24 protein-coding genes and 1 tRNA gene are annotated in these 21,392 nt (G+C 67.9%); 16 read left to right on the plus strand and 9 right to left on the minus strand.

From position 1 onward, the window contains the following. Positions 1 to 12 precede the first annotated feature (12 nt). Both ACIPEP_RS15380 and ACIPEP_RS15385 read left to right on the plus strand, forming a co-directional pair. Positions 13 to 666, plus strand: coding sequence for a hypothetical protein (locus ACIPEP_RS15380; protein ID WP_402717732.1), 654 nt, complete (start codon positions 13 to 15; stop codon positions 664 to 666). A gap of 98 nt (positions 667 to 764) precedes the next feature. Then, the gene (locus ACIPEP_RS15385; protein ID WP_070416492.1) at positions 765 to 1,304 is read left to right on the plus strand and encodes a hypothetical protein; all 540 of its coding nucleotides are present in this window, start codon (positions 765 to 767) and stop codon (positions 1,302 to 1,304) included. 124 nt (positions 1,305 to 1,428) lie between these two features. On the opposite strand, the gene ACIPEP_RS15390 is transcribed toward ACIPEP_RS15385, so the two are convergent. Further along, positions 1,429 to 2,349: a helix-turn-helix domain-containing protein gene (locus ACIPEP_RS15390; RefSeq protein ID WP_402717733.1), complete on the minus strand. Its 921-nt coding sequence runs from the start codon at positions 2,347 to 2,349 to the stop codon at positions 1,429 to 1,431. Positions 2,350 to 2,451: 102 nt separating this feature from the next. Between ACIPEP_RS15390 and ACIPEP_RS15395 the strand changes: the two genes are divergently transcribed. Together ACIPEP_RS15395 and ACIPEP_RS15400 are read left to right on the plus strand one after the other, a co-directional pair. Next, entirely contained in the window at positions 2,452 to 3,321 is an 870-nt protein-coding gene (locus ACIPEP_RS15395) for an oxidoreductase (protein WP_309779102.1), read from the plus strand. A gap of 108 nt (positions 3,322 to 3,429) precedes the next feature. After that, positions 3,430 to 3,771, plus strand: a complete 342-nt coding sequence (locus ACIPEP_RS15400) for a hypothetical protein (RefSeq protein ID WP_071303689.1) — start codon at positions 3,430 to 3,432, stop codon at positions 3,769 to 3,771. An 8-nt stretch (positions 3,772 to 3,779) separates the two neighbouring features. Here ACIPEP_RS15400 and ACIPEP_RS15405 read toward each other — a convergent pair whose 3' ends face one another. Together ACIPEP_RS15405 and ACIPEP_RS15410 are read right to left on the minus strand one after the other, a co-directional pair. Next, positions 3,780 to 5,918 (minus strand): RecQ family ATP-dependent DNA helicase, encoded by a 2,139-nt coding sequence (locus ACIPEP_RS15405; RefSeq protein WP_402717734.1) that lies wholly within the window; start codon positions 5,916 to 5,918, stop codon positions 3,780 to 3,782. Positions 5,919 to 5,980: 62 nt separating this feature from the next. After that, positions 5,981 to 7,480, minus strand: a complete 1,500-nt coding sequence (locus tag ACIPEP_RS15410) for a hypothetical protein (protein ID WP_402717735.1) — start codon at positions 7,478 to 7,480, stop codon at positions 5,981 to 5,983. A gap of 188 nt (positions 7,481 to 7,668) precedes the next feature. Between ACIPEP_RS15410 and ACIPEP_RS15415 the strand changes: the two genes are divergently transcribed. Then, positions 7,669 to 7,742, plus strand: a tRNA-Pro gene (locus ACIPEP_RS15415). A 289-nt stretch (positions 7,743 to 8,031) separates the two neighbouring features. Here the strand turns inward: ACIPEP_RS15415 and ACIPEP_RS15420 are convergent. Together ACIPEP_RS15420 and ACIPEP_RS15425 are read right to left on the minus strand one after the other, a co-directional pair. Then, positions 8,032 to 8,292, minus strand: a complete 261-nt coding sequence (locus ACIPEP_RS15420; RefSeq protein ID WP_402717736.1) for a hypothetical protein — start codon at positions 8,290 to 8,292, stop codon at positions 8,032 to 8,034. Then, positions 8,285 to 9,664, minus strand: a complete 1,380-nt coding sequence (locus ACIPEP_RS15425; RefSeq protein WP_402717737.1) for a hypothetical protein — start codon at positions 9,662 to 9,664, stop codon at positions 8,285 to 8,287. The genes ACIPEP_RS15420 and ACIPEP_RS15425 overlap by 8 nt, the downstream gene beginning before the upstream one ends. A gap of 275 nt (positions 9,665 to 9,939) precedes the next feature. Between ACIPEP_RS15425 and ACIPEP_RS15430 the strand changes: the two genes are divergently transcribed. The 8 genes from ACIPEP_RS15430 (at position 9,940) to ACIPEP_RS15465 (ending at position 16,140) form a co-directional block, all read left to right on the plus strand. After that, complete coding sequence (locus ACIPEP_RS15430; protein ID WP_402717738.1) at positions 9,940 to 10,443, plus strand: hypothetical protein; 504 nt, start codon at positions 9,940 to 9,942, stop codon at positions 10,441 to 10,443. Between the two features lie 346 nt (positions 10,444 to 10,789). Further along, a complete protein-coding gene (locus tag ACIPEP_RS15435) occupies positions 10,790 to 11,494 on the plus strand; it encodes a hypothetical protein (protein WP_402717739.1) in 705 nt (234 codons plus the stop codon). A 43-nt stretch (positions 11,495 to 11,537) separates the two neighbouring features. Next, positions 11,538 to 11,945 carry a hypothetical protein gene (locus tag ACIPEP_RS15440; RefSeq protein WP_402717740.1) on the plus strand — a complete coding sequence of 136 codons (408 nt, stop codon included), beginning with the start codon at positions 11,538 to 11,540 and terminating at the stop codon, positions 11,943 to 11,945. 51 nt (positions 11,946 to 11,996) lie between these two features. Further along, positions 11,997 to 12,554, plus strand: coding sequence for a hypothetical protein (locus ACIPEP_RS15445; protein ID WP_402717741.1), 558 nt, complete (start codon positions 11,997 to 11,999; stop codon positions 12,552 to 12,554). A 38-nt stretch (positions 12,555 to 12,592) separates the two neighbouring features. After that, entirely contained in the window at positions 12,593 to 13,435 is an 843-nt protein-coding gene (locus tag ACIPEP_RS15450) for a hypothetical protein (RefSeq protein ID WP_402717742.1), read from the plus strand. Beyond that, the gene (locus ACIPEP_RS15455; RefSeq protein WP_402717743.1) at positions 13,425 to 14,009 is read left to right on the plus strand and encodes a hypothetical protein; all 585 of its coding nucleotides are present in this window, start codon (positions 13,425 to 13,427) and stop codon (positions 14,007 to 14,009) included. Before ACIPEP_RS15450 ends, ACIPEP_RS15455 begins: the two co-directional genes overlap by 11 nt. 336 nt (positions 14,010 to 14,345) lie before the next feature. Beyond that, positions 14,346 to 15,536 (plus strand): PIN domain-containing protein, encoded by a 1,191-nt coding sequence (locus ACIPEP_RS15460; protein ID WP_402717744.1) that lies wholly within the window; start codon positions 14,346 to 14,348, stop codon positions 15,534 to 15,536. Beyond that, the gene (locus ACIPEP_RS15465) at positions 15,523 to 16,140 is read left to right on the plus strand and encodes a GIY-YIG nuclease family protein (protein WP_402717745.1); all 618 of its coding nucleotides are present in this window, start codon (positions 15,523 to 15,525) and stop codon (positions 16,138 to 16,140) included. The genes ACIPEP_RS15460 and ACIPEP_RS15465 overlap by 14 nt, the downstream gene beginning before the upstream one ends. 9 nt (positions 16,141 to 16,149) lie before the next feature. On the opposite strand, the gene ACIPEP_RS15470 is transcribed toward ACIPEP_RS15465, so the two are convergent. After that, complete coding sequence (locus tag ACIPEP_RS15470) at positions 16,150 to 17,478, minus strand: hypothetical protein (protein ID WP_402717746.1); 1,329 nt, start codon at positions 17,476 to 17,478, stop codon at positions 16,150 to 16,152. 101 nt (positions 17,479 to 17,579) lie between these two features. Here ACIPEP_RS15470 and ACIPEP_RS15475 point away from each other — a divergent pair, with 101 nt between their 5' ends. After that, complete coding sequence (locus ACIPEP_RS15475; RefSeq protein ID WP_402717747.1) at positions 17,580 to 18,446, plus strand: HNH endonuclease; 867 nt, start codon at positions 17,580 to 17,582, stop codon at positions 18,444 to 18,446. A 32-nt stretch (positions 18,447 to 18,478) separates the two neighbouring features. On the opposite strand, the gene ACIPEP_RS15480 is transcribed toward ACIPEP_RS15475, so the two are convergent. Next, the gene (locus ACIPEP_RS15480; protein WP_402717748.1) at positions 18,479 to 18,877 is read right to left on the minus strand and encodes a hypothetical protein; all 399 of its coding nucleotides are present in this window, start codon (positions 18,875 to 18,877) and stop codon (positions 18,479 to 18,481) included. Positions 18,878 to 18,903: 26 nt separating this feature from the next. On the opposite strand from ACIPEP_RS15480, the gene ACIPEP_RS15485 reads away from it, so the two are divergent. Both ACIPEP_RS15485 and ACIPEP_RS15490 read left to right on the plus strand, forming a co-directional pair. After that, a complete protein-coding gene (locus ACIPEP_RS15485; protein WP_402717749.1) occupies positions 18,904 to 19,173 on the plus strand; it encodes a hypothetical protein in 270 nt (89 codons plus the stop codon). A 125-nt stretch (positions 19,174 to 19,298) separates the two neighbouring features. Beyond that, on the plus strand, positions 19,299 to 19,469 hold the full coding sequence (locus ACIPEP_RS15490) for a hypothetical protein (protein WP_402717750.1): 171 nt from the start codon (positions 19,299 to 19,301) through the stop codon (positions 19,467 to 19,469). Positions 19,470 to 19,680: 211 nt separating this feature from the next. On the opposite strand, the gene ACIPEP_RS15495 is transcribed toward ACIPEP_RS15490, so the two are convergent. Both ACIPEP_RS15495 and ACIPEP_RS15500 read right to left on the minus strand, forming a co-directional pair. After that, positions 19,681 to 21,123, minus strand: coding sequence for a type II toxin-antitoxin system HipA family toxin (locus ACIPEP_RS15495; RefSeq protein ID WP_402717751.1), 1,443 nt, complete (start codon positions 21,121 to 21,123; stop codon positions 19,681 to 19,683). Beyond that, positions 21,116 to 21,370, minus strand: coding sequence for a helix-turn-helix domain-containing protein (locus tag ACIPEP_RS15500; protein WP_402717799.1), 255 nt, complete (start codon positions 21,368 to 21,370; stop codon positions 21,116 to 21,118). Before ACIPEP_RS15500 ends, ACIPEP_RS15495 begins: the two co-directional genes overlap by 8 nt. Between the last annotated feature and the right edge of the window lie 22 nt (positions 21,371 to 21,392).

The following is a 21,392-nucleotide window of genomic DNA, read 5'->3' on the forward strand; positions in this document are numbered from 1 at the left end:
AGGAGATCCGAGATGACGAGGGCGAGTCGACGATGGCTGTTCGCAGCGGTCGCTCTGCTCGCCCTCGTCGCGGTCCTGGTCGCTTGGCGCGCCATCCAGACCGAGCGTGGCATCGACGCTGCGGAGCCGGTCGCGACGACGACCCCGCTCGCGGAACAGGGTCTACAGGGCGGCACGCTCGTGTCCCCGTCGAACACGCTCGGCGCCCCGGTCCCCGAGCCCGCCACGGATGACCATGCCGACGGGTCGCCCATCGACCCGTGGTGGCGGCGCGTCCCGCCGGTGGCCGGCGACCTCGTCCCGATCGCTCCGATCGACGGGATCGCCTCGGGACACGACCGGTCCGCGTCGGGACACGTCCGGATCGCCCGCGCCGGGGAGCACCTGCTCGTCAGGATCACGGACCTCCGGGTGGCGTCCTCCGACACGGAGCTGCCAGGGGTCCGGGTGGTGCTCTCCGAGGGCACGGTCGTCGGCGCGCGGCCCGGGCTCTGGACGGGGCACGAGGACGACGACGACCTCGGCACGATCCCGTCCGACGTGGGGACGATCACCTTCGACCTCGAGGCACCCCGCGGCATCCCGGACCCGGTCCGCTCGCTCGTCCTGCTTGACCCCGACTCCGGTGCGGTCCTCGGGGGAGCTGCGCTCCTGCCGACCGACTGAGGCGTCGCCGGTCTGGAGGCACGGTGCCGGTTCGTGCCGCGGGACACGGCAGGTGGCGCGGTGCCGGTTCGCGCCGCCGGATACGGCACCATGGGAGGGTGACGCAGCAGAACGCCGGGCTCGGTGCCCTCGCCGACCGCCTGTGGTGCCGTCTGCACCTCGATCGACTGGCCGGCGGCCGCCAGGCGGACTACGTCATCCGCGAGGACATGCTCGACCACCCCGAGACCGTCCGCTCCTTCCGGTGGATCCGGTGGCTGCTCGTCGCCGAGACCGTCGTCGGCCTGACAGCGATCGTCGTGGCGATCCTCCTGACGAACGCCGGGCAGACGGTCCCGTGGGCGGTGTGGTTCCGTGCGACCGTCGTCCTGCTCATCACGCTGACGCTCTACGTGTTCGCGTGGCGGGCGCAGCTCGGGTACTACTGGGCGTACCAGCGGCTGCGGTTGTTCAGCCGGATCTTCCCGGTCGTGACGCTCGTGGTCGCGGCGATCCCAGGGCTCTACCCGTTCTGGATGGTCATCGAGCAGATCGTGTTCTCGCTGCTGATGATCGGCATCGGGGACGTGCTGACGACCGACCACATGCGGGCCGCGTTCCCGAAGCCGGCGCGACGCTCGGGGCCTGCGGCGGGCTGAGGGGGCGGCGGCGGGCGGTGATGGCGCTGGCTGGTGCCGAGCCGATGCGACATCGTCGACGTCGTTCGACACCGGTGATGTCGCTCGTTGCGGACGCGCACCGTTGCACGCGCGGGGGAGCGACTCAGTCGAGGTCGTACGACGTCGACGATGTCGTTCCGAGTCGGCCCGCCGCGCCGCCCGCCCCGCCGCCCGCGCCGCCCGCAGCCCCCGCGGCCAGGCTCCCGAGCAGCGCCAACGCCCCCGCCGAGGGCGACCCCGGTTCGGCGTGGTGCAGCACGAGCAGCTGCCCGTCCGTCCCGCCGATGCCGAGCTTCTCCCGCCGGAGCTCGAGCTCGCCCACCTCCGGGTGCCACATCCGCACGGTGCCCCCGGCGAGCGGCCGGACGTCGTGCCGCGCCCACAGCCGACGGAAGTCCTCGCTGCCGAGCGACAGTTCGCCGACGAGCGAGGTGATCGCCGGATCGTCCACACGGGTCCCGATGGAGGACCGGAACGCGGCCACCATGCCGCCCATCTGCTGCTCCCAGTCCGGGTAGCGCCCCTGCTCGGTGTGGCCGAGGAACATCGTGCGCAGTCGGTTCTCGCCGGCACGCATCCCCGGCGCCAACGCGGACGCGAGCCGGTTCGCGGCGAGCACGTCGAACGCGCGGTTCTCGACGAAGGCGGGCAACCCGACGACGTCGAGCAACTGCAGCGTCCCGGTCGGGACCCGGTCACTCCGGCCTCCCCGGGATACCCTGGCCCGGTCGGGCGCAGCGGCACCCGATCCGGACGCGCTGGCCAGACCCCGCAGGTACGCGTTCGCCGTGGCGTCGAGGCCGAACACCCGTGCGATCGCGTCGAGCACCTGCCCCGACGGGTTCCGGTCACGCCCCTGTTCGAGACGGAGGTAGTAGTCCGCGCTGATCCCGGCGAGCGTCGCCACCTCCTCGCGGCGCAGCCCCGGCGTGCGTCGGACACCGGTGACGCGCAGCCCGGCGTCCTCCGGGCGCACGAGCGCACGCCTCGCCCGGAGGTACTCGCCGAGGGTGTTGTCGCTCACCCCTCGATGCTACGGACCCGGCGCGGTCCGATCCTGGTCCCCGTGGTCCCAGGGTCGACGGGGACCTGTCCGTCCCGGCGGAGCGGGAGCATCGTGGTGGACATGACCGACACCACACTCCCCGGCGGTTCCTTCCGCCTCGCCGACGACCTCGACCTCACCCGCGTCGGGTACGGCGCCATGCAGCTCGCGGGCCCCGGCGTCTTCGGGCCGCCCACCGACCGCGACGAGGCGATCCGCGTCCTCCGCACCGTCGTCGAGCTCGGGATCACGCACATCGACACAGCTGACTTCTACGGCCCGCACGTCACGAACGAGGTCATCCGCGAGGCCCTCCACCCGTACGCCGACGGCCTGCACATCGTGACGAAGGTCGGGGCCCGTCGCGATGCGGACGGCGGGTGGCCGCACGCCCGCGAGCCGCACGAGCTCGTCGAACAGGTGCACGACAACCTGCGCAACCTGGGGCTCGAGCAGCTCGACGTGGTGAACCTCCGCGTCGGCGGGTTCGACGCTCCGGAGCCGGGCAGCCTCGCGCCGCAGTTCGAAGCGCTCGCCGAACTCCGGCAGCAGGGACTCATCAAGCACCTCGGGCTGTCGACCGTGAACGCCGAGCAACTCGCCGAGGCGCAGTCGATCGCCCCCGTCGTCTGCGTGCAGAACTTCTACAACGTCGCCCGCCGCGAGGACGACGCGATGGTCGACAGCACGGCCGCGCAGGGCATCGCCTACGTGCCGTACTTCCCGCTCGGCGGCTTCTCGCCGCTGCAGTCCGGTGCGCTCGACGCCGTCGCGGAGCGGCTCGGAGTGTCGCGGCTGACCGTGGCGCTGTCGTGGCTGCTCCAGCGCTCGCCGAACATGCTCCTCATCCCGGGGACCTCGTCCGTCGCGCACCTGCGCGACAACGTCGCGTCGGCGGGCTTCGCCCTGCCGTCCGACGCGCTCGCCGAGCTGGACGCGATCGGCGCCTGAGCCGCGCCCCGGCGGACTGGAGGCGCGGTGCCGGCCCGCACCGCGCCTCCGGTGTGCGACGATGACCGCCGGGGCGGCGCCCATCGGGGCGTCCGGGGGAGGTCCGACATGACAGCACGTTCGTCCGGCGACCGCACGATCGGCGCGAGCAGCTGGTGGCTGGCTGCGCCCGGGGCCGTCGCACTGATCGCCGGCGTCGCACACGCGGTCGGCCTGGCGCGCGTGTTCACCGAGGGGTTCCCACCGTGGTGGGTGGTGACGGGGATCGTCTCGCTCGCCGCGCTCCTCGCCACGGTGGTGGCCCTGTTCCGGGTGCCCGGGCCGCGTCCGGCAGCGGTCGTCGTCGCAGCGGCCGGGTTGTTCGTGGCCGGCGGGACGCTCCTGGTCGACGTGGCCGTCGTCGTCTTCCTGCAGTGGGTTGCCGACGGTCTGAGCAACCCGAGCGGCTGACGACCGGGTCAGGCGACCGTGGCCAACGCGAACGGGAGCACGGCCGACGCTCCTGCCCGCCGCAGTTCGCGCCCCGCCACGGTCATCGTCCACCGACTGTCGACGAGGTCGTCCACGAGCAGCACCGGCCCCTCGTGCGACTGCAGCGCGGCCCCGAGCGCCGGATCGACCACGAACGTGTCCCACACCCCGGACAACCGGTAGGCGCTGTTCGTCGCACCGTCGCCGCGCGGCGTCCCACCGTTCCGACCGAGGGTGCCCAGGAACTGCAAGCGCCCGATCGAGGAGAGTGCCTGCGCGAGCGACCCGACGAGTTCGGGCCGTGACCACGACGACATCGCGACGACCCCGGTCGGACGGGTCTCCCACGGCCAGTCCTTGAGCGCACGGACGCACCCGTCGACGAGCTCCCGCGAGATCGGGGCATCGGGGACCCCCGGTGCGAAGAGGGCACGGAGTGGCCCACCCCACCCGAGGTCGGTGAGTCGGGCGACGGCGCGTCCGGGCTGGACGAGCTCGTCGGCGCCGATCTTGCCGCGCACGGGGACGCCGAGCGACGACATGCCCGACGGCCACTGGGCGCGCGGGGCGATCTCGACCCCGACCTTGTCGAGCGCCGCGGCGGCACCCGAGGCGTCCGACGACGACACCGACGTCGGGTACCAGGCGTCGGTGCAGTTGTCGCAGCGACCGCACGGTTCGGCGGACGGGTCGTCGAGGTCCTGCTGCAGGAGCTGCATACGGCACTGCGACGTGGACTCGTAGTCGAGCATCGACGCGGCCTCGGCAGCGCGGGCTGCGGCGACCCGATCGTAGCGGGGCGCGTCGTACTCCCACGGCTGCCCCGTCGCGACCCACCCGCCGGCGACGCGCTGGACGGCACCGTCGACGTCGAGCACCTTGAGCAGGAGTTCGAGGGTGGAGCGCTTGATGTCGACCAGTCCCTCGAGGGCGACGGTCGACATCGCGGAGTCGCGGGACAGTGCGTTCAGCACCGCGGACGCCCGGGACTCGGTCGGCATCGAGGCGCTCGCGAAGTACTGCCAGATCTCTTGGTCTTCACGCCCGGGCAGCAGGAGCACGTCGGCGTTGTCGGTGGCGCGACCGGCACGACCGATCTGCTGGTAGTACGCCACGGGGGAGGACGGCGCCCCGACGTGGACGACGAAGCCCAGGTCCGGCTTGTCGAACCCCATGCCGAGCGCGCTCGTCGCGACGAGGGCCTTCAGCTCGTTGCCCTTGAGCTGCTGCTCGAGCTGCTCGCGCTCGTCGGTGTCGGTACGCCCGGTGTAGGCGCGGACCGCGTACCCGTTGTCGCGCAGGAGCCGGGCGATGTCCTCGGCCGCCGAGACGGTGAGCGTGTAGATGATGCCGCTGCCCGGCAGGTCGCCGAGGTGCGCGAGTAACCAGCCGAGCCGCTGTCGAGCATCGGGCAGCGACAGCACGCCGAGCCGCAGCGAGGCCCGCGCGAGGGACCCGCGGATGGTGAACACGGGGTCGTCGGGGCCGGCGGTCAGCTGCTCGGCGACGTCCTCGACCACGCGCTCGTTCGCCGTCGCGGTGGTGGCGAGCACGGGCACGCCGTGGGGGAGCGACCGGATGAGCTCGGCCAGCCGGCGGTAGTCCGGCCGGAAGTCGTGCCCCCAGTCGGAGATGCAGTGCGCCTCGTCGACGACGAGCATGCCCATGCGGGCTATGAGCGTCGGCAGCTGTTCGTCGCGGAACCTCGGGTTGTTGAGCCGCTCGGGGGAGACGAGCAGGACGTCCACCTCGTCGCGTGCGAGCGCCGCCTGCGTCTCACCCCACTCGTGCGCGTTCGCCGAGTTGATCGACACCGCACGCACCCCGGCCCGGGCAGCCGCGGCGACCTGGTCGCGCATGAGTGCGAGCAGCGGCGACACGAGCACGGTCGGGCCGCCCCCGCGTCGCCGGAGCAGCAGGGTCGCGAGGAAGTACACGGCGGACTTCCCCCACCCGGTGCGCTGCACCACGAGGGCGCGCTGCCGGTGCTCCACCAGCGCCGAGATCGCCTCGAGCTGCCCCGGGTGGAACACCGCGTCGGGCCGCCCGGTCAGGGCGTGCAGCGCCTCCTGCGCCTCCGCAGCGATCGCGGGGGACGGCGGAGCAGGTGGTGGGGCAACAGACATGACCCCATGCTGTCAGCACCGACCGACGAAACGTGGGTCGCGCCTCCAGTCTGTGGAAAACGCTACTGGTACGTGATCAGCGACGGTGTCGGCGCCACGTCCGCCATGGTCTGCTGCGGCGTCAGCATCGGCTGGTCCTCGTCGTAGAAGTTCTTCCATCCCCAATGGATGCCCTCGGGCGCCCCGACGTGCAGCGCCTTCCACGTCGCCTGCTTGTCCGGCTGCGACCCCTGTCCGTCGACGTGCACGAGCATGTCGAGCTCCGGGTGCTGCTCGAGCGACGCGCGGTCCTGGATCATCGACAGCCGGAACTGGTGGAGCACGAACGCCTTCGGGGGGAGCCCCTTCGAGCGGACCAGGTCCGCGAGCCACGAGGACACCTCGTTCACCTCGGAGGCCTGCACACTCCCGATCTGCTCGAGCGGGACCTGGTCGTGCCCGAGCCGCCACTCGGGGTCGAGCGCCAGCCACACGCCCGGCTTCGACAGGAGCGACTCGTACCGCTTCGCCTGCGACAGGAAGTCCGCGCGCCCCGGCTGGAGATCGAGGATCACGGGCATCCCGGCGTCGTGCGCGGCGTCGACGTAGGGCTCGAGCGTCGACACGGGCAGCTCGGTGGAGTAGTCCCCGTCCGCGCCGGCGTCCCCGGCGGCGACGGTCGCGATGACCTCCATCGCGGGCGTGATCGGCACGTCGCCGAGCCCCTTGTAGGACGCCGCGACGGACTTCGCGCGCTGCACCGTCGCCGTCGGGTCCTGCTCGCCGAGGACGCCGAGCGCGGGCGCTCCCGGCGCGCCGTAGAGCGCCACGTACCGGTGTCCGTCGAACGGCCGTTGCCCGCCGTCGGGCAGCTGCCACCCGTTCTCGGCGGCGCGGACGGTCCACTCCGGGTCCGGCAGGTCGGCGAACGCCGCCCCCACCAGCACCGTCGGGTGGTCGCTCCGCTCGTGCAGTGCGGTCACCACGTCCGGCGCGGCCGCGGGGTCCGTCACACCGTCCGGCATCGTCACGACGCGGGCACCCGCCGCCTTCGCGGTCGCCACGGCTGCGGCGTCGGCGGTCGCGTCCGCCACGACGACGGTGGCCTGCCTGGAGGCGCGGCTCGGCTCCGGCGCGTCCCCGCCGTCCGGCGCGTCCCGCTCCGGGACGTCGGTGTCGATCGCGACGTCGCCCTCGGCCTGGTACCAGCGGGCGCCGAGGCGCTCGAGTTCGTGCGCCGCCGGCTTCGCCGTCGACTCGTCCTTCCCCGTCGACTCGTCCTTCCCGGTGAGGAGGACCGGGACGTGGGCCGCCTCGGCGGCGCTCGCCGCGGACCGCACGGCGTCGGCGTCGTCGGCGGGCGCGACGACGGCTCCGGGAGCGGACGCGAACAGCGCGCGGCTCGTCCGGACGGACCGCTCGGCAGCGTCGGACTGCGCCGCGACCGACACGGACTCCGCCGTCGCCTTCGCGAGGGTCGGCCGGGGTGTCTCGGTCTGTGACCCGGTGCACCCGGCGGCTCCGAGCAGCAGGCCGGCTGCTGCGAGTGCGAGGAGGACACGGGAGGTGGGACCGGAACGCATCGGGCCACCCTACGAGCCGGGCGGCGGAGACCCTGGGAATCCGACGGGTGTCGTGTGGGGTCGCAACGCGCTGGACGACTCGCGCGGGACGACACCGCGTGGCGCGGGAGGGGTCCGGCGTCCGCTATGCTGGTCGGGTTGCTCCGCGCTCCGGTCGGACGCGGGCGACGTGGGTCCCTCGGGGCTCGCGGGCTGTGGCGCAGCTTGGTAGCGCACTTGACTGGGGGTCAAGGGGTCGCAGGTTCAAATCCTGTCAGCCCGACCGGAGGGGCGAGTTAGTAATCGTCTTAAGAACTGCTCACAACGAAGAAGCCCACCGAGAATCTCGGTGGGCTTCTTCGTTGTCGCCGGGCTCATGCTGGGATGCGCGGCACTTGTTGTTGCTGTTTCAAAACGCGCGAGGCGCGCGCTCTCGGTTCCAGGCGCGACAAGTATCGCCATGTCAATGAAGCGTCGGCCACGGCGACGCCTTCACGCTAGGCGACGCGTCTCGTATGCAGTCACGACGGCACCAGCTCCTGAGGAAGGAGCCAGCATGGGCAGTTCAGTGATCAGCCGTGTGTTCGTAGCTGGCGAGCGGTAGACATCGCCGATTCGTCGTTGATCGTGGCGGTCGGGTTCGGGGTGGACAAGAACCCGGACCGGCCGTCCTCGAACCGGAGCCGGTCAAACGCCTCCACACGAGCGGGCATCTCCGCCGCCGCGAGCGCGACCAACGTCTGCGTGATGTCGATCGTCCACCCGAGCCCGAACGGCAACGACAGGATCGTCTGCTCGTCCCGGATGTTCTGCACCCACTGCCGGTCACTCATCAGCGCTGCCCCCGGCTGGCCTCCGCGGCCGGGGCGAATCATGGTCAGCAAGCCGCGGGTCGTCTTCGGAAAGCCGCTCGAGGCCCAGCCCGGATTCGTCGAGAATGGCGTTCTCGGACTCCTCAGTGGCGACGAACGACCCGATCTGCGCGTTGACCGCGACAAGAGTCCCTATTCGATTCCGCGCGTCCAACACGACCGCGGCAACCTCCTCATCCGTGCAGTCAGACGTGAGCTCCGGCTTCGACGGGTGCACGGCGGGGAACTCGAGCTGCTGCACCGGCGGATGCCACTGCATCCCGATACGCAGCACCCGGCCGTCCTCGTCGTTGCGGTAGAACATCGACCCGAACGGGTGCCCCATGTCCAGGGTGAGGTCCGCTCCGTAGAGGGTCCAACCGTTGGCCGCGTACGCGGGATTCCAGCGCTGCACGGTGAGAGCGCCGATCCCCATCTTCAGGCCCGGGATTAGCGCCTGGCCGTCCTGCAAGTCGGCGTAGAGGGCCTGCAGGGCCGGGGGACTCTGATCGCGCAGGTCCGCTAGCGGAATGCTGGCCATGCCGCTGATGGCGGCGAGTTGCCGCGCACGGCGGCGCGGGTCATTGTCGGCGTTCGGCATGCGGCTCCTTCTCGCTCGCCCACTCCGCAACTCAGCAGGGGCAGCCGCTTCGCTGCCAGCAGCGTCAGCGTTGTAGTTGGGGTGGACGATCTCGACGGTAGGGACGAAGCAACGGGGAGAGCCAGGGGATCGAGTCGCTCGAGGCCAGGAACAGGAAAACTCAGACAGCATGCAACGACGCTGCTGCCTCGCGCTCCAGACGCTTCTTCTCGTTCCGTCGCTCGGTAGCGGCGCGCTTCTTATCGAGGGCGATGCGGCGGGGTCACCGAACTGGCCGGCGTTGTCGACCTGGCGGAGGGACTCTGCTCGCGCCCTGGCCCCGCACTTCCCACACTGCTCACCAGCGAGGTGGTTCTTCGGCATGGCGCTGAAGGCCCCGTGCTCGAAGCAGCGGATGCGGATGCTGGTCCGCTGGTCGACGAAGTCGACGTTCCGGTAGTCATACCGGGACCCGTGAACCTCGCGCGCTCGGTCGAGGAAGAGTTGCAAGCGGCGCGCGGCCGGTCCGCGACGCGTGGAGCAGTCGTGGCAGCCCTGCCCAGAGATCACTCTGCCCTTCACCGTTTTCGCCTTGTGGTCCTGCGGCGCCATCAGGAAGACACCGTGCTCCGGGCAGATGATCCGTACTCGTGTCTTGACGTTGACGAACTCGTCGGGCAGCAGCGAGTAGTCGTAGCGGCCGCCGTGCTCAGCGTCTGCAGCGGCGATGAACGCGTCGCAGCGGGCCAGCCGGGTGGCAGTGATGTGGTCCAAGAGGGACTCCTTGCGATGACGGAGTTGCCTCTATGCCGCCGCCTACCGTCAAGTTGGGCTGGGGAGGAAGTCAGCCGTCCTTGCGGTTGCGGGGACCGGCTGCGGCTCGTCTCTCGCTTGACCGCAGAACACGAGGAAGCCCTGATCAGCGCACCAGGTGAGCGCAGTGGATCAGGGGTCCCAGATCCGCGATCACAGCTCGCCGTCGGCAGAGCGCACAGAGGGGGAGCGCACCACGAACCGGTGCGACCACCTCCGTACGAAAGGGCCACACCATGGCTTCCCACCAGAACCACAACCGCACCGAGCGCCGCCGCGAGATGCAGATCGTCCTTGACTGGCTCGACCTCAACGGCCGCGGCATCGACGACCTCTACGACCACCTCATCGCCGGCTCGGGCGGCAATCGACGGTTCCGCGCCCACTACGGCGTCGAGCCGCTCTTGGACGAGCCGGACGTGTTCGCGTTCCAGATCGCCACCATCCGCAAGCTCCGCACCGACGCAGACTTCCAGCGCTGCGCCGAGCAGCACTTCCTGCTCCAGTACGACCGCGACGAAGCCGCCGCCGCCGCGGAGGCCGGATTCAACGACGTCGCTGCGCTCCGCCGACAGCACTGGGGCGACGACCCGACCATCGTCGAGGCGGGACGGCGGCTGCTTTCGCTCCTGCGCGCCGGGGTCGCCACCCGCGAGCAGTACCGGGCCGCCGAGGACCAGTGGGGAACCACCTGGAAGGACCTCACCACCTTCCACGCAGACGCCACCGCGAACGACTGAGCGCGAACCTCCCAGCTGGCCCGAACGAGCGGCATAGAGACCTCGAAGCCGGCCACACGGCAGGCGAGCACCTTCCGCAGCAACGTCACGACGAGACCACACCCCTGACCCGGTCCTCGGATAGCACGCGGGACGGTGCTCGTCTGCCAGGCGCAACAGGTTCACTCCCAGCCGGTCAGAAGTGCCCGGCATAGAGACAACAAGCCCAGCGGAACGGGCGAGCACAAGCACCATCCGCGCATCGCAGTAGATCCACGTCGAGAGATCGCCGGTGCGGGACAGCAGCCATGCTCGCCCACCATCACGGCACGCCACACACGCCAGCCACAAATAGAGGAAAAAGACCATGGCCGTCATCACCGACTGCACCAACCGTCGAGCGCACCGGCACACCCTGCGCGAGCTCCGTCCTCTCGATGCATACGCCGACACAATTCCGCGGAACCTGATCACCAAGTGGATCGAGCTCCACGAACAGCCCGATGCCCGCAGGCAGTACCGCGCTGCAACGAAGAACACCGCGGCAGTCGGCGATCTTTTCGCCTTCGTCCGCTCCTACCGCCCGATCCCGCTTCCGGTCCCGAGTGCTGCCTCGTTCCGGGCGATGGCGGCGCATCTCGAGCCGATGTATGAGGTCTATGAGGCGCGCACCGCCGCAGCAAACCTCGCCCTGCAAGCCGATGAACTCGAGGTCGCCCAGCAGCTCGGCATCACGGCAGACGCGCTCCGCGACCAGCACTGGCACGCCACCAGCGACGCACACACCCGGGTCGAGAAGCGTCAGACGCTCGCTCGCCTCCGGGCGGGCCTGCTCACCGGCGGCTCGCTGGAACTCGCGATCCGACGCTGGGGAACCACCGCGTGGGAGGACCTCGCCACGTTCCGCGAACCCGACGCACCTAAGCACACCCGACCGCGCAACCAGAACGGAGCCCTTTACTACCGGCGCTTCCCGGGATCCGGCGAAGAGAACGAGACCCTCACCATCGGCTGGCCCCTCACACCGTCCACTCCTGACCGCCCCAAGTCGCCCGCCACCACAACCCGCTAGTCATACCCGCCGTCCACACCAGAACATTTCCGAAGGAACAACCATGAACAACGACAACGCCAAGCCCCGCACCAACAGCAGCCGCGTGCCGGAGACCGCCGTCGCGGACTTCAGCAATTCGAACCAGAACCACGACGCAGTGGTCCGCTCGCGGCACATCAGCGATAAAATCCTGAACCCGCTTGCCGAGTGGCGCAGCGCCGACCAGACCGCGCGACGCCCGAAGATCGCCGCCGCAACTCGGCCGCTTGCACTCCACGCTGTCGGCAGCTTCTACGCTCCTGCGACGCCCCGCGACCTCGCCGTTGCGTTCGACGCCACCCACGTCGCGCGGTCCGACCAGATCGACCTGCGCCGGTACGAGGGCAAGCAGGACCGCAACGAAAACCCCCTGGACTCCGGCGTGAAGCGGCGGGTCACCCGGTGTCCGCTCCGAACCAACGCCTTATAGCCGACCCAGACCGAACACGACGAAGCCCTCCCAGACCGGGAGGGTTTTGTCGTGTTCCCGCCTATCCAGCGCTCCGCCGTTGCGGCGGGCAGCTGCCATCTGCCAGCTGCCCGCCGCAACAAGCCTTACGCGCTGTCCGGCCCAGATGTCGGAGGTACCGTGAGAATCGCGTTCGTAGGGGAAATCATCGGCGGAACCCTCGGCACCCTCATTGACGGCGCTATTGGATACACTCAGCGGCGACAAGACGATGAGCCTCAACGCCGACGCGCGGCGGCAGCTGAAGTCCTCGTGCGGATGGTGCCGATGGTCGAGCAGCTGAATCACCGGCAGGACCGTCGCGACACCGCGTTCTGGGTCGAGCACACCGCGATCGCGTACCGCAGCCTGGATGCGACAAAAGTCCGGCTCCCGCGTCAATGGCGACACCTCAAGCGTTCCACGCGCGCTTGCCTTGATGCAGCGCTCGACAATGGCCTCGTCTTCCTCGACACAGGAGACGACATCCTCGGCGACACCATCGACTCCAGCGCCTGTGAGACTCCCCAGCTCAGCATCAGTGTTTCGAGGCCTTCGCGGCGCGTCACGCGAATCGGAGCCGCAAAGTGAGATAGATTCGCTATAATCCCCAACGATTGGACCGTTTCATGAGCACTGTTGACGAAGGCTCCAGCGGCAGCCCGGCGCCCATGCCCGCAGTCGTCAAGAAGCAGCGAAAGCCCGCCCTCCGTCAGGATGATGTCCCCAGCGTGTCGCTCGACGACGCCGTGAAGGTTGCCCAAACCATCGCTGACAACAACGCCTATAAGCCGACCCGCCCGCTCTCCGTCGCTGACGGGATGGGTATGACGCCGAGTTCAAGTAACTTCCGGGTGGTGACCGGTGCGGCTGTTGCATACGGGCTTACGACCGGAGCCTACAACGCCGCCGAGATCGGACTCACCCCACTCGGTATGCGAGTTGTTCGGCCCACTAGCGAAGGCGATGACCTCGCGGCAAAACGTGAAGCTGTGCTCAAGCCTCGTATCGTTGGCGAGTTCTTACGGCACTATGACGGCGCCGCTTTCCCGGTTGATTCCATCGCTCGGAACGTTCTCGTGGAAAAGGGAGTTCCGGCAGAACGAGCCGACGAGGTCCTCGAGCTCATTGTCAAAGGCGCTAGCGCAGTCGGCTTCTTCCGGGACATCTCTGGCAAGCGCTTCATCGATCTCGCGGGTGCCGCTGATGGTGAAGTCGGCCCGGAAGATGGAGATGGCACTCCAGGTCCCAGTAAGTCGGTTGAGCAGCAGGCCGTTGCGACACCCAGCGCGTCAGGGCAGAGCTCGCCTGCTCATCCTACTTCGCCTGCGGTTTCCATTTCTTCGGGCGTAAACATCAACATCGAAATTCATATCGCGGCGGATGCCGAGACAAAAACTATTGAAGACATCTTCCGCAGCATGCGTCGGTATGTGCTGAAGGCCGATGAAGACCAGGAGAATGACCGCTAACCGGGATGTGCCGACGCCGGAACTCCTCCGACGACTTCGAGAGTTCCAGGGCCGAGTGCGGGAGCTAGAGCGTCCATCCATTTCAAAGCAAGTTGTCGTTCCGGCCCGTGCTGCGCTTTCCGGCCGCGAGATTGACGTTTTGGCGCGGCTCGGCGATCTCTCCCCGTCGCTGGCCGACTCCTTGGATCAAGCCCTGAGGGACCTGAACGACTCAGGTCGTTCGAGCTACATGGGCCCGGCTGGCGAATTGCGAGAGGTTATGCGGGCGGCCATTCAAAAGCTCGCGCCGGACGAGGAGGTGCGAGCGCAACCCTGGTTCAAAGGCATATCGCAAGGGTCGAAAACTAATCCTTCGCAGGCCGAACGCACCAGGTACGCAGTTCAGAAGCAGCGCGGAAGCGAAGAGCAAGCGCGAGAGCTCGATGGTCTCATTGATCAGTTGATAGCAAAGATCACTCGAGAGACGTATGCGTCGGGTAGTAGCGCGTTACACGCCGGAGCCACTCAAAAGAATGTGCGCAAGCTGACAGGATGGGTTTTCTCTGTCCTCGACGAGGTCCTTCCTGAGCGTTAAGCACTACATCAGGATCGACTGGCCGGTGCTGCGAGCTTGGCCTCGAGCGAATCTGCGTTGCCTCTTGACGCACCGCGTCCGCTCGCTGATCCAAAGGAGAACATGTTGTCATCTCCTCTTCGCTCAGCGGGCTTTTGATTGGGCGCTGCGCTTCATGAGCCAGGTCTCGAAGGACGATGAACGCGCGTCGGACATGCTCCGCTGGTGTTCGTCAGCGACCAGGCGTTGCGTCATCGCTGGAGTGCCGCTGCGGTAGCAGCGCGTCACGAGCGCGATTGACCTGTCGGGATAGCGCGTCGGGACGACCTGATGTCGACGCTCCGGCATGATTGAGCGATGATCACCGTCGTCCCGGACACGAACGCGCTCTTCGGGCACGAGTGGATGACGTCAGTCGCGGGTAGGAACCTCGTCGATCTCGTGAAGTCGGGCAAGTGCCGGGTGGTGCTACCTCGGGTCGTCGTTGACGAACTAGATCGGCAGGATCGCAAGACCCTCAAGTCGAAGCGTGACAAGGCCAAGGTGGTGCTGAGCGAGGTCGGAGATGACATCAGCGCGACCGCGATCGACGAGGCGTTTGACCGCCTCGGAGCGAAGACGGATACTTCGCGCGACAGGTTGCTCGCAACAAGCGGCGTGAGCGTGACCTCAGTCCCAGAGGACCGCACTCAGGCGCTCGTGAATCGCGATCTCGCAGCGCGCCGCCCGTTCATGGAGACCCTTGGCGGCAAGAAGTCCTACGGCTTCCGGGACGCCGTGATCTGGGAGACCGTCCTGGACGTGTTGGACGAGGACGAGGACGCGACCGTGGACCCGGTCTTCTTCGTGTCCGCGGACAAGGGGTTCATCGACGACGACGCTCCGAAGGAGTTGCATCGCCACCTGCTCGAGGATCTCGACGCACGAGGCATTCCCCGAGATCGTCTGGTACTGGTCGAGAAGGTCGCGAACGTCGTCGAAGACGTCCGTGCGGCGGTCGCCGAAGCCGAGGCGCGGGCAGCCGAGGCGCTAGCCGCTTCGACGCCACCTGACGACGAAGCACATGGGTTGGCGTCTCTGCTCCGCGGGTACGCGTTCGACGCTTCTCGTCGAGCCGAGCTGGTCCGCGTGGCTACAGAAGCTCTCGACGAGCTGGTTGGTCAGTCGATGGACGAACAATTGACCTACGGCGGCGACTACGGGCTGCCGGACTGGGTCCAGTTCGAGCTTCCCGAGATCGGAGGGGACCTTTCCATCTACGGATACGACCTCGAGTCCGACTTCGAGTTCGATGCACCGGACGGCGACACCGTTACAGGCCGGGCGGACGTGGTCCTCTCGATCGAAGCTGGGGACCTGTTCGGCGAGTCCGACGAGGTCCGAGCGCGACTCACCGTCGACATCGACATCGAGGACCCCGATGCTTTCGAGGTCACGTACATCGTCCTCGAGGACAACCCCAGCCGGCCGCGACCGGCTGATCCGACGAGCGTGCAGCTCGACTTCGAGCTCGAGACAGATCTCGGAGATCCTCGTGACGCTGTCTGACCTCGCCACAGACGCCGTCGCAGTGCTGACCGGCGTCCGCTGGTCGATCACGGATGCGCCGGCGCACGTGCCAGCGAGACCGGGCCTCTACGCGATCTACGGCGACGACCAGGCACACCGAGAGCTGGGCCTTCACGACGACGCAGAGGCCCACAGCGCGCCGGACGTCCCGCTCTACATCGGCAAAGCCGAGGAGAGCTTCGTGTCACGGGATCTGAAGGATCACTTCGCCGCGGTGCCCGGGAGCACAGCACGAACTGGCGGGTCGACCGTGCGTAGGTCCTTCGCGGCGCTGCTTCGAAAGAGCCTCGACCTGCAGGGTGTGCCGAGGAACCTCGAGAATCCGGGGTACTTCAGCGCGTACTCGCTGGCAGGCGACGGAGACGCTCGGCTCACCACCTGGATGCACGAGCGGCTGACGCTGGCGGTTTGGGTGGTGCCCGCCACGATGCAGGTCAAGCTCTTCGACGTCGAGACCGAGCTGATCCGCCACTTCACGCCCGTGATCAACCTTGCCAAGAACCCGAACAAGCTCGTGCGGCTGAAGGTCGCGCGGAAGGCGATGGCAGCCGAGGCGGCAGCGTGGCGGCTCTCGCAGAGCTGAGGGTCACCACTACGCGCCGGCGTAGGTGGGCTTGTACACGGGGAACCCATCGTCGCCGCGGCCCTCGAAGAGGAACTCCTCGTCGACGAGGGCATGGAGCCATCTCCCGATCGTCTTGTACGTACCGGCGCCGAGGCGGATGCGGTGCTTGTACAGCGTGTCTGCAACCGTCTTGGTGGCGAAGATCTCCTGCTCCTTGATGGCGACGTGGAAGAAGTATGCGACGCACTTCCACTGCTCCAGGTCGTCGGGCGTGCCGAGGTCTCGCTGCGCGCGACCCTCGACGAACGCAGAGATCAGCGGCATCGCAGGGTGCTCGCTGTCCCAGCGGGCTGGCGTGTCCAGCGCAGCGCGAATCTCGTCAGCCTGCTGCTCGCGGCGCTCCTTCGCTTTGCGGAGCCGGTTCTCCCTCGTGGCCTGCTCGGCTTCGGCACGCTTGCGGGCGAGGTCCTGCTGCCGGGCGTAAAGACGGCGCTGCTCGTCGTTATGCGCATCGAGGGCGGTCGCGTTCCGGATCAGCTCGTTGATCCGGTCGGACGTCAGCGCAGGCTCCCGCTGCGGGTTGCCAAGTCGGATCGAGGCCAGGTCGTGCATCTCTAAGGAACTGCCGTCAGCACCGCCGAGGACTGGCACGCGCTCTCCTGGGATGTAGCCGCCGATCTCGGCCGAGAAAACTTCGCGGTGTGCGATGGCGATCGCCAGTTGCTCGGTGGTCGGGTTGATGAAAAAAAGCGGGGCACCGGTAGCGGCTACAGCCGCGAGTGCAGGATTCGTCTTCAGATGTCCGTCATCGTCGAGCTTCAGGTGGTTCGTGGTGTGGCCGAAGAGCCACACGTCTCGGACCTCTCTGGCCTCGTAGCGGCGGTGTCGCTCTGTCCAGGCGTCGTTGGTCAGCGGCGAGTACTGCACCTCGAACGCAACACGGAGCCGCGACGGATGGGTGATCAGCACGTCTGCGCGGCTCTCGCCCTCGGGGCTGGCGTACTCCTCGCGCCTGACGTGGCAGAGCGGGTACTTCGTCGCGAGCCACGCCTGGATGAGTGCGCACCCCTGGGAGTGGAAGAGCGACTCGAGGCCGTGGCCGCCGGTGCTGCCGAGGTGCCGCAGATGATCGCGCTTGACGGTGCTATGGACCGTCGTGAGCTTCGCCGCGCATCCGGCTACAGGGCAGACGACGTGGTCGTTGACGTACTGGTGCTGCTCGTGCGCCTGGTCTTCTTCGAGGTAGAACGCTGCGCCGACGCTCTTGTCAAGGCCCCAGAGGAACCGGTCATCGCCCTGGGTCTGGAAGGCGGCCAACTGCACAGCGTGATCGAATGCGGACGTCGACGTGGTCACGAGTCGCACCTTAGTGAGAACGTGCGACATCGTCATCTTTGCGACTCATTGAGCGCTGCCTGTCATTGACCCGTTCGGGCGCCCGCTCTACGCTCCGATCTGTGACTGCTCAGACTGTGTGGCCGGCAAGTGAAGGCCGGGACGGAGCGTTCGCTGCGGCCGCGCACGCGGCCACGCATGCGGTCCGGGTGCGGGTACTCGCTGGACGCTGGGGCAACGTGTGCGATCTGTGCGGTGACGAGGTCGACCTTGAGCTGACGAAGCCGCATCCGGGCGCGCCGGAGGCGGATCACATCATTCCGCTCGGTGCTCCGACGTTCGGGGCTCGAACGTGGGCCAACCTGCGACTCGTGCACGCGTTCTGCAATAACGCTCGTCGAGGCGGTGACGTTGCCCCACAGCAGCGCCGGGCTGAGTTCCGGCAGCGATGCGCCGACTTCGCAGATCGCGTGTTCTGGTTTGCCCAGCGGGCGCTTCATGCCGAGGGGAACGTGCGCCGCGCTGTTCGGTCAGCGAGCGACTCGGACTTCCCGGAGACGTTCGAGAGCGAGATCGCATCGTCGCTGAAGGTCGTGTTCGGGAACCTCGAGCAGCTCGAGCGGTCCCGCACCGACGTAACGTTCGATCCCGCGGCACCAGAGCGCTACGACGTCCGCCTGGAAGGCCTGCGGCCGTGGAGTGTGTTTCGCGAGGAGGTGGCCTCAGCGGCCGGAGATGCGCACTCGGTCGTTGATGGCCCTGCTGACCTGCTGGAATCCGGTGCGGTGCTTCCGGCGTACCTCCTGCGCGAGATGCGCGAGGCGTACGGACCGGACTGGGAGGACGCGATCGCTGACCAGGATGATCTTCTTGGCTACGACGAGGATGACGCTGACGGGCTGCCTCTGCCCCACGGCACGGGCGACGAGTACGACGGCGGCTTCGGACCAGACAGCTACTTCGCGCACTCGATGCAGACGGACGACTGAGCGACGCTCCGGAGCGCAAGCGCGACCTTTAGTCAGCGACGCACCATCGACACCTGCGCGTCGCGATCCCGGTCGTATCCGTCGGTGTGGCTGTAGGCGTTGATGATCCCGATCTCGTCGAGGCCGATCGACGCGTCGCGGTAGCGGACTACGATCGCGTCCTCGCGGAGCGTCACAGCGTCCTCGACGTAGTTGGACTGGGTGGCGCTGGCGTTGTCGAAGATGAACGCGGTGACCTCGGGCTTGTTCGACACCCGGACGCCGATGATCTTCCCGCCGTTGCCGTCGACGCCGTAATACCGGAGGCCGTAGCCGAAGTAATGGAACGAACCGCCGGTCGGCTCGCCGAGGCCCCAGGTCACGATGAGGTCCTCGTCGGTCTCCTCGACGAGAACGGAGGTCAGCCTGCGAGGGAGTCGATCGTTGCTCATGTGCTGAGCCTGCGAGGGACCGACGCATGAACCTGTCGGAGGCGCCGATCTACGCTGTCGCCACGGGGAACCGCTTCGACTGGAAGAGTCTGCTCGGCAGGCGACGCGCTGCCGTGTCTGCCGAGCCAGACGGCGCGCTGCGCGCCGTCACGAGCGTCGACACGGCGCTCGTGATCGAGGCTGCTCGTCATGTCGTGACGACCCGCATCGCCACGATCACGAGCCTGTCGCGACACCTCTTCGTCGCACCGCCGTCGCCGATCAGATGCTCGCGCGCCCCGAGCATTCCGAGGTGATTGCCGGCGCATCACCCGGCGAAGCGCACAGGGTGCTCTCAACCTCGGGCGAGCTGCCGGAGCTCATGGCCAAGTTCCAGCGCCGATGCTGAAGGTTAGCTGAAGATCGGCTGTAAACTGGGCCTATGACCCAGCAAAGAAGGACTTACCCCGACACCGGCCGACAGATGCGACTCGTCGAGACGCCTGAAGACCGAACGGTGATCGACCCCTGGTACGTGTGGGTCGAGCCTGTGACCGGCAGCCAACTCGATGCGACCGACGCTGAGATCCGGGCGTACCGCGGCGACGACTAAGTCGAGGCTCAGCGCCGAGGCTGAAGACGCCCGCACGAAGAGAAGACCCCGACGCCGAGATGGTTACGGGGGCCTCTTCGTCGTTCAGGGGAGCGCTGGTCAGTCGACAACGCGAGCGTGCTGGATCTGCCAGCCTTCAGGCACAGAGGCCCGAACGCAGCCATGGCCGCCGCGTAGTCGGACGTTGAGGCGACGGGCGTACGAAAGACGCCTACTGCGACGAGCTCCTCCCTCGATATCGGCCTGTCACCCACCGACCGCTGCTCCAGTGGCCCTGCTCCCACGTCCTGGTGAGAGACGCGGCCTGCACATTGCTCCCGCCCTGGAATCTCGGCAGGGTGCTGAGTGACAAATCGGCGCCCTTGAGGCGTCGGACGAGATCTGCGGCGAAGTGCTCGGCGCGGGCCGGCATCGCTGCCACCCGGTCGTCGACGAGGTCGTCGGGCAGGTTACGAACGGCAGCGTCGAACACTGCTGGCAGATCATCGGCCATGGTCTCGATCAGCTCCACGGCTTCATTCCTGTCGATGTCGAGGACGTCTGCCGTGCGTGCGAGATTGCGGGCGGAGAACGCCCGGTACTGGCGCTCCTTGCCGTACTTCACGGCAGCGCTGGCCTTGAACTTCACGCGGTTTTCGTCCCAGAGCCCGTGAGCTGAGATGAGATCGTAGGCCGGCGCCAGACGGGTCACCTTGCCGAGGTGCATGAGACTGTGGTTCTTGGCGTGTGCGTCCGGGGCAGCAGCCAGGAGGTTGAACGCGAACAGCCTCGTCAGGGTGTCAAGATCCCGATGGCGGTATGTCAGCGAGGATGCGGTGCCGACGAGCTTCACCATGTCGGCCATTGTCGGACCGCCGTCCTCCTCGTACTTGCGGGCCGGATAGACACCGAGCGCCTGGCAGAAGTCCTCCTGGTGGACCCGGGTCACGAGACCGTCAGGGGTGGCCCTGCGGTCGTAGCGGGTCGTCACGAACGTCTGGACGCCTGCGAAGTCGAGGATTTCGACCGTCGCGGTTCTCACGCCGAGGCTTCGGGCGGCGCGCATCGTGACGAACTCGACGGCTTGCACGTGTGCGTCAGTCCGGCCGGAGGCCAGGACCATCCCCGGCTTGATGATGTGTGTGCTCGGTGCTCGGCCATTCGGCTCGAACCACTCGCCGTCAATCTGGGCCAGCGCGAACTTTCCCTGGTTCCCACCGAGCGAGAACCGGCTCTCGTCGGCATCGCTGTCGTCGACCCAGCTGTCGGGGTCGTCGAGAATTGCGTTCACCCGACGTGCGATGTCGTCGTCGGTGAGCTTCGACAGCGATCCGAGATCGCTCGGCACGGCGCCGAGCGGCACGACCTGCACCGATCCCGGTGCATCCTCGCCCATGTGAGCGAGCAGCGTGAAGGGATCAGTCCGGCGTTCGTTGAACTTCGCAGCCCAGCGGGCGCGGACCTCTTCAGCGTCGGGGAGAAGGTTCGAGAGCCACGGCATGACGACGTCGGGCCCGTGCGCCAGCGATGCCGTGGGCATGCTCCAGGACAGCGGTGTGCTCGCCCGATCGGCCTGGTAGCCCTCGTCGTAGATGAACTCGACCTGGTCTGTTTCGCCGCGGAAGAGCTGCCCGGCAAGCCTGCCGTCCAGCCATACGTCCAGTACGTCAGCCATCGAGATCTTCGAACAGCGCGTCGAGAACAGCAGAGCCTTCGCTCCGGTCGAGCGAGAGGGTGAAGCCCAGAGCTTCGGCAGTGGCGATCGTGGCGCCGAGCGACGGGTCGACCTTGCCCGCTTCGAGGTCGTGCACCCAGCGGCGGCTCTTGTGGACCATGTCCGCGAGCTGCTCCTGGGTCAGGCCCCGCGAGACGCGGTTGCGGCGCACGAACGCCGCGAACTCGCGTGGAATCGGAATCTGCATGGTCACCTCCGTGGGAAGAATA

It is taken from the genome of Curtobacterium sp. NPDC087082 (assembly GCF_044745045.1).
Classification (GTDB): Bacteria; Actinomycetota; Actinomycetes; order Actinomycetales; family Microbacteriaceae; genus Curtobacterium.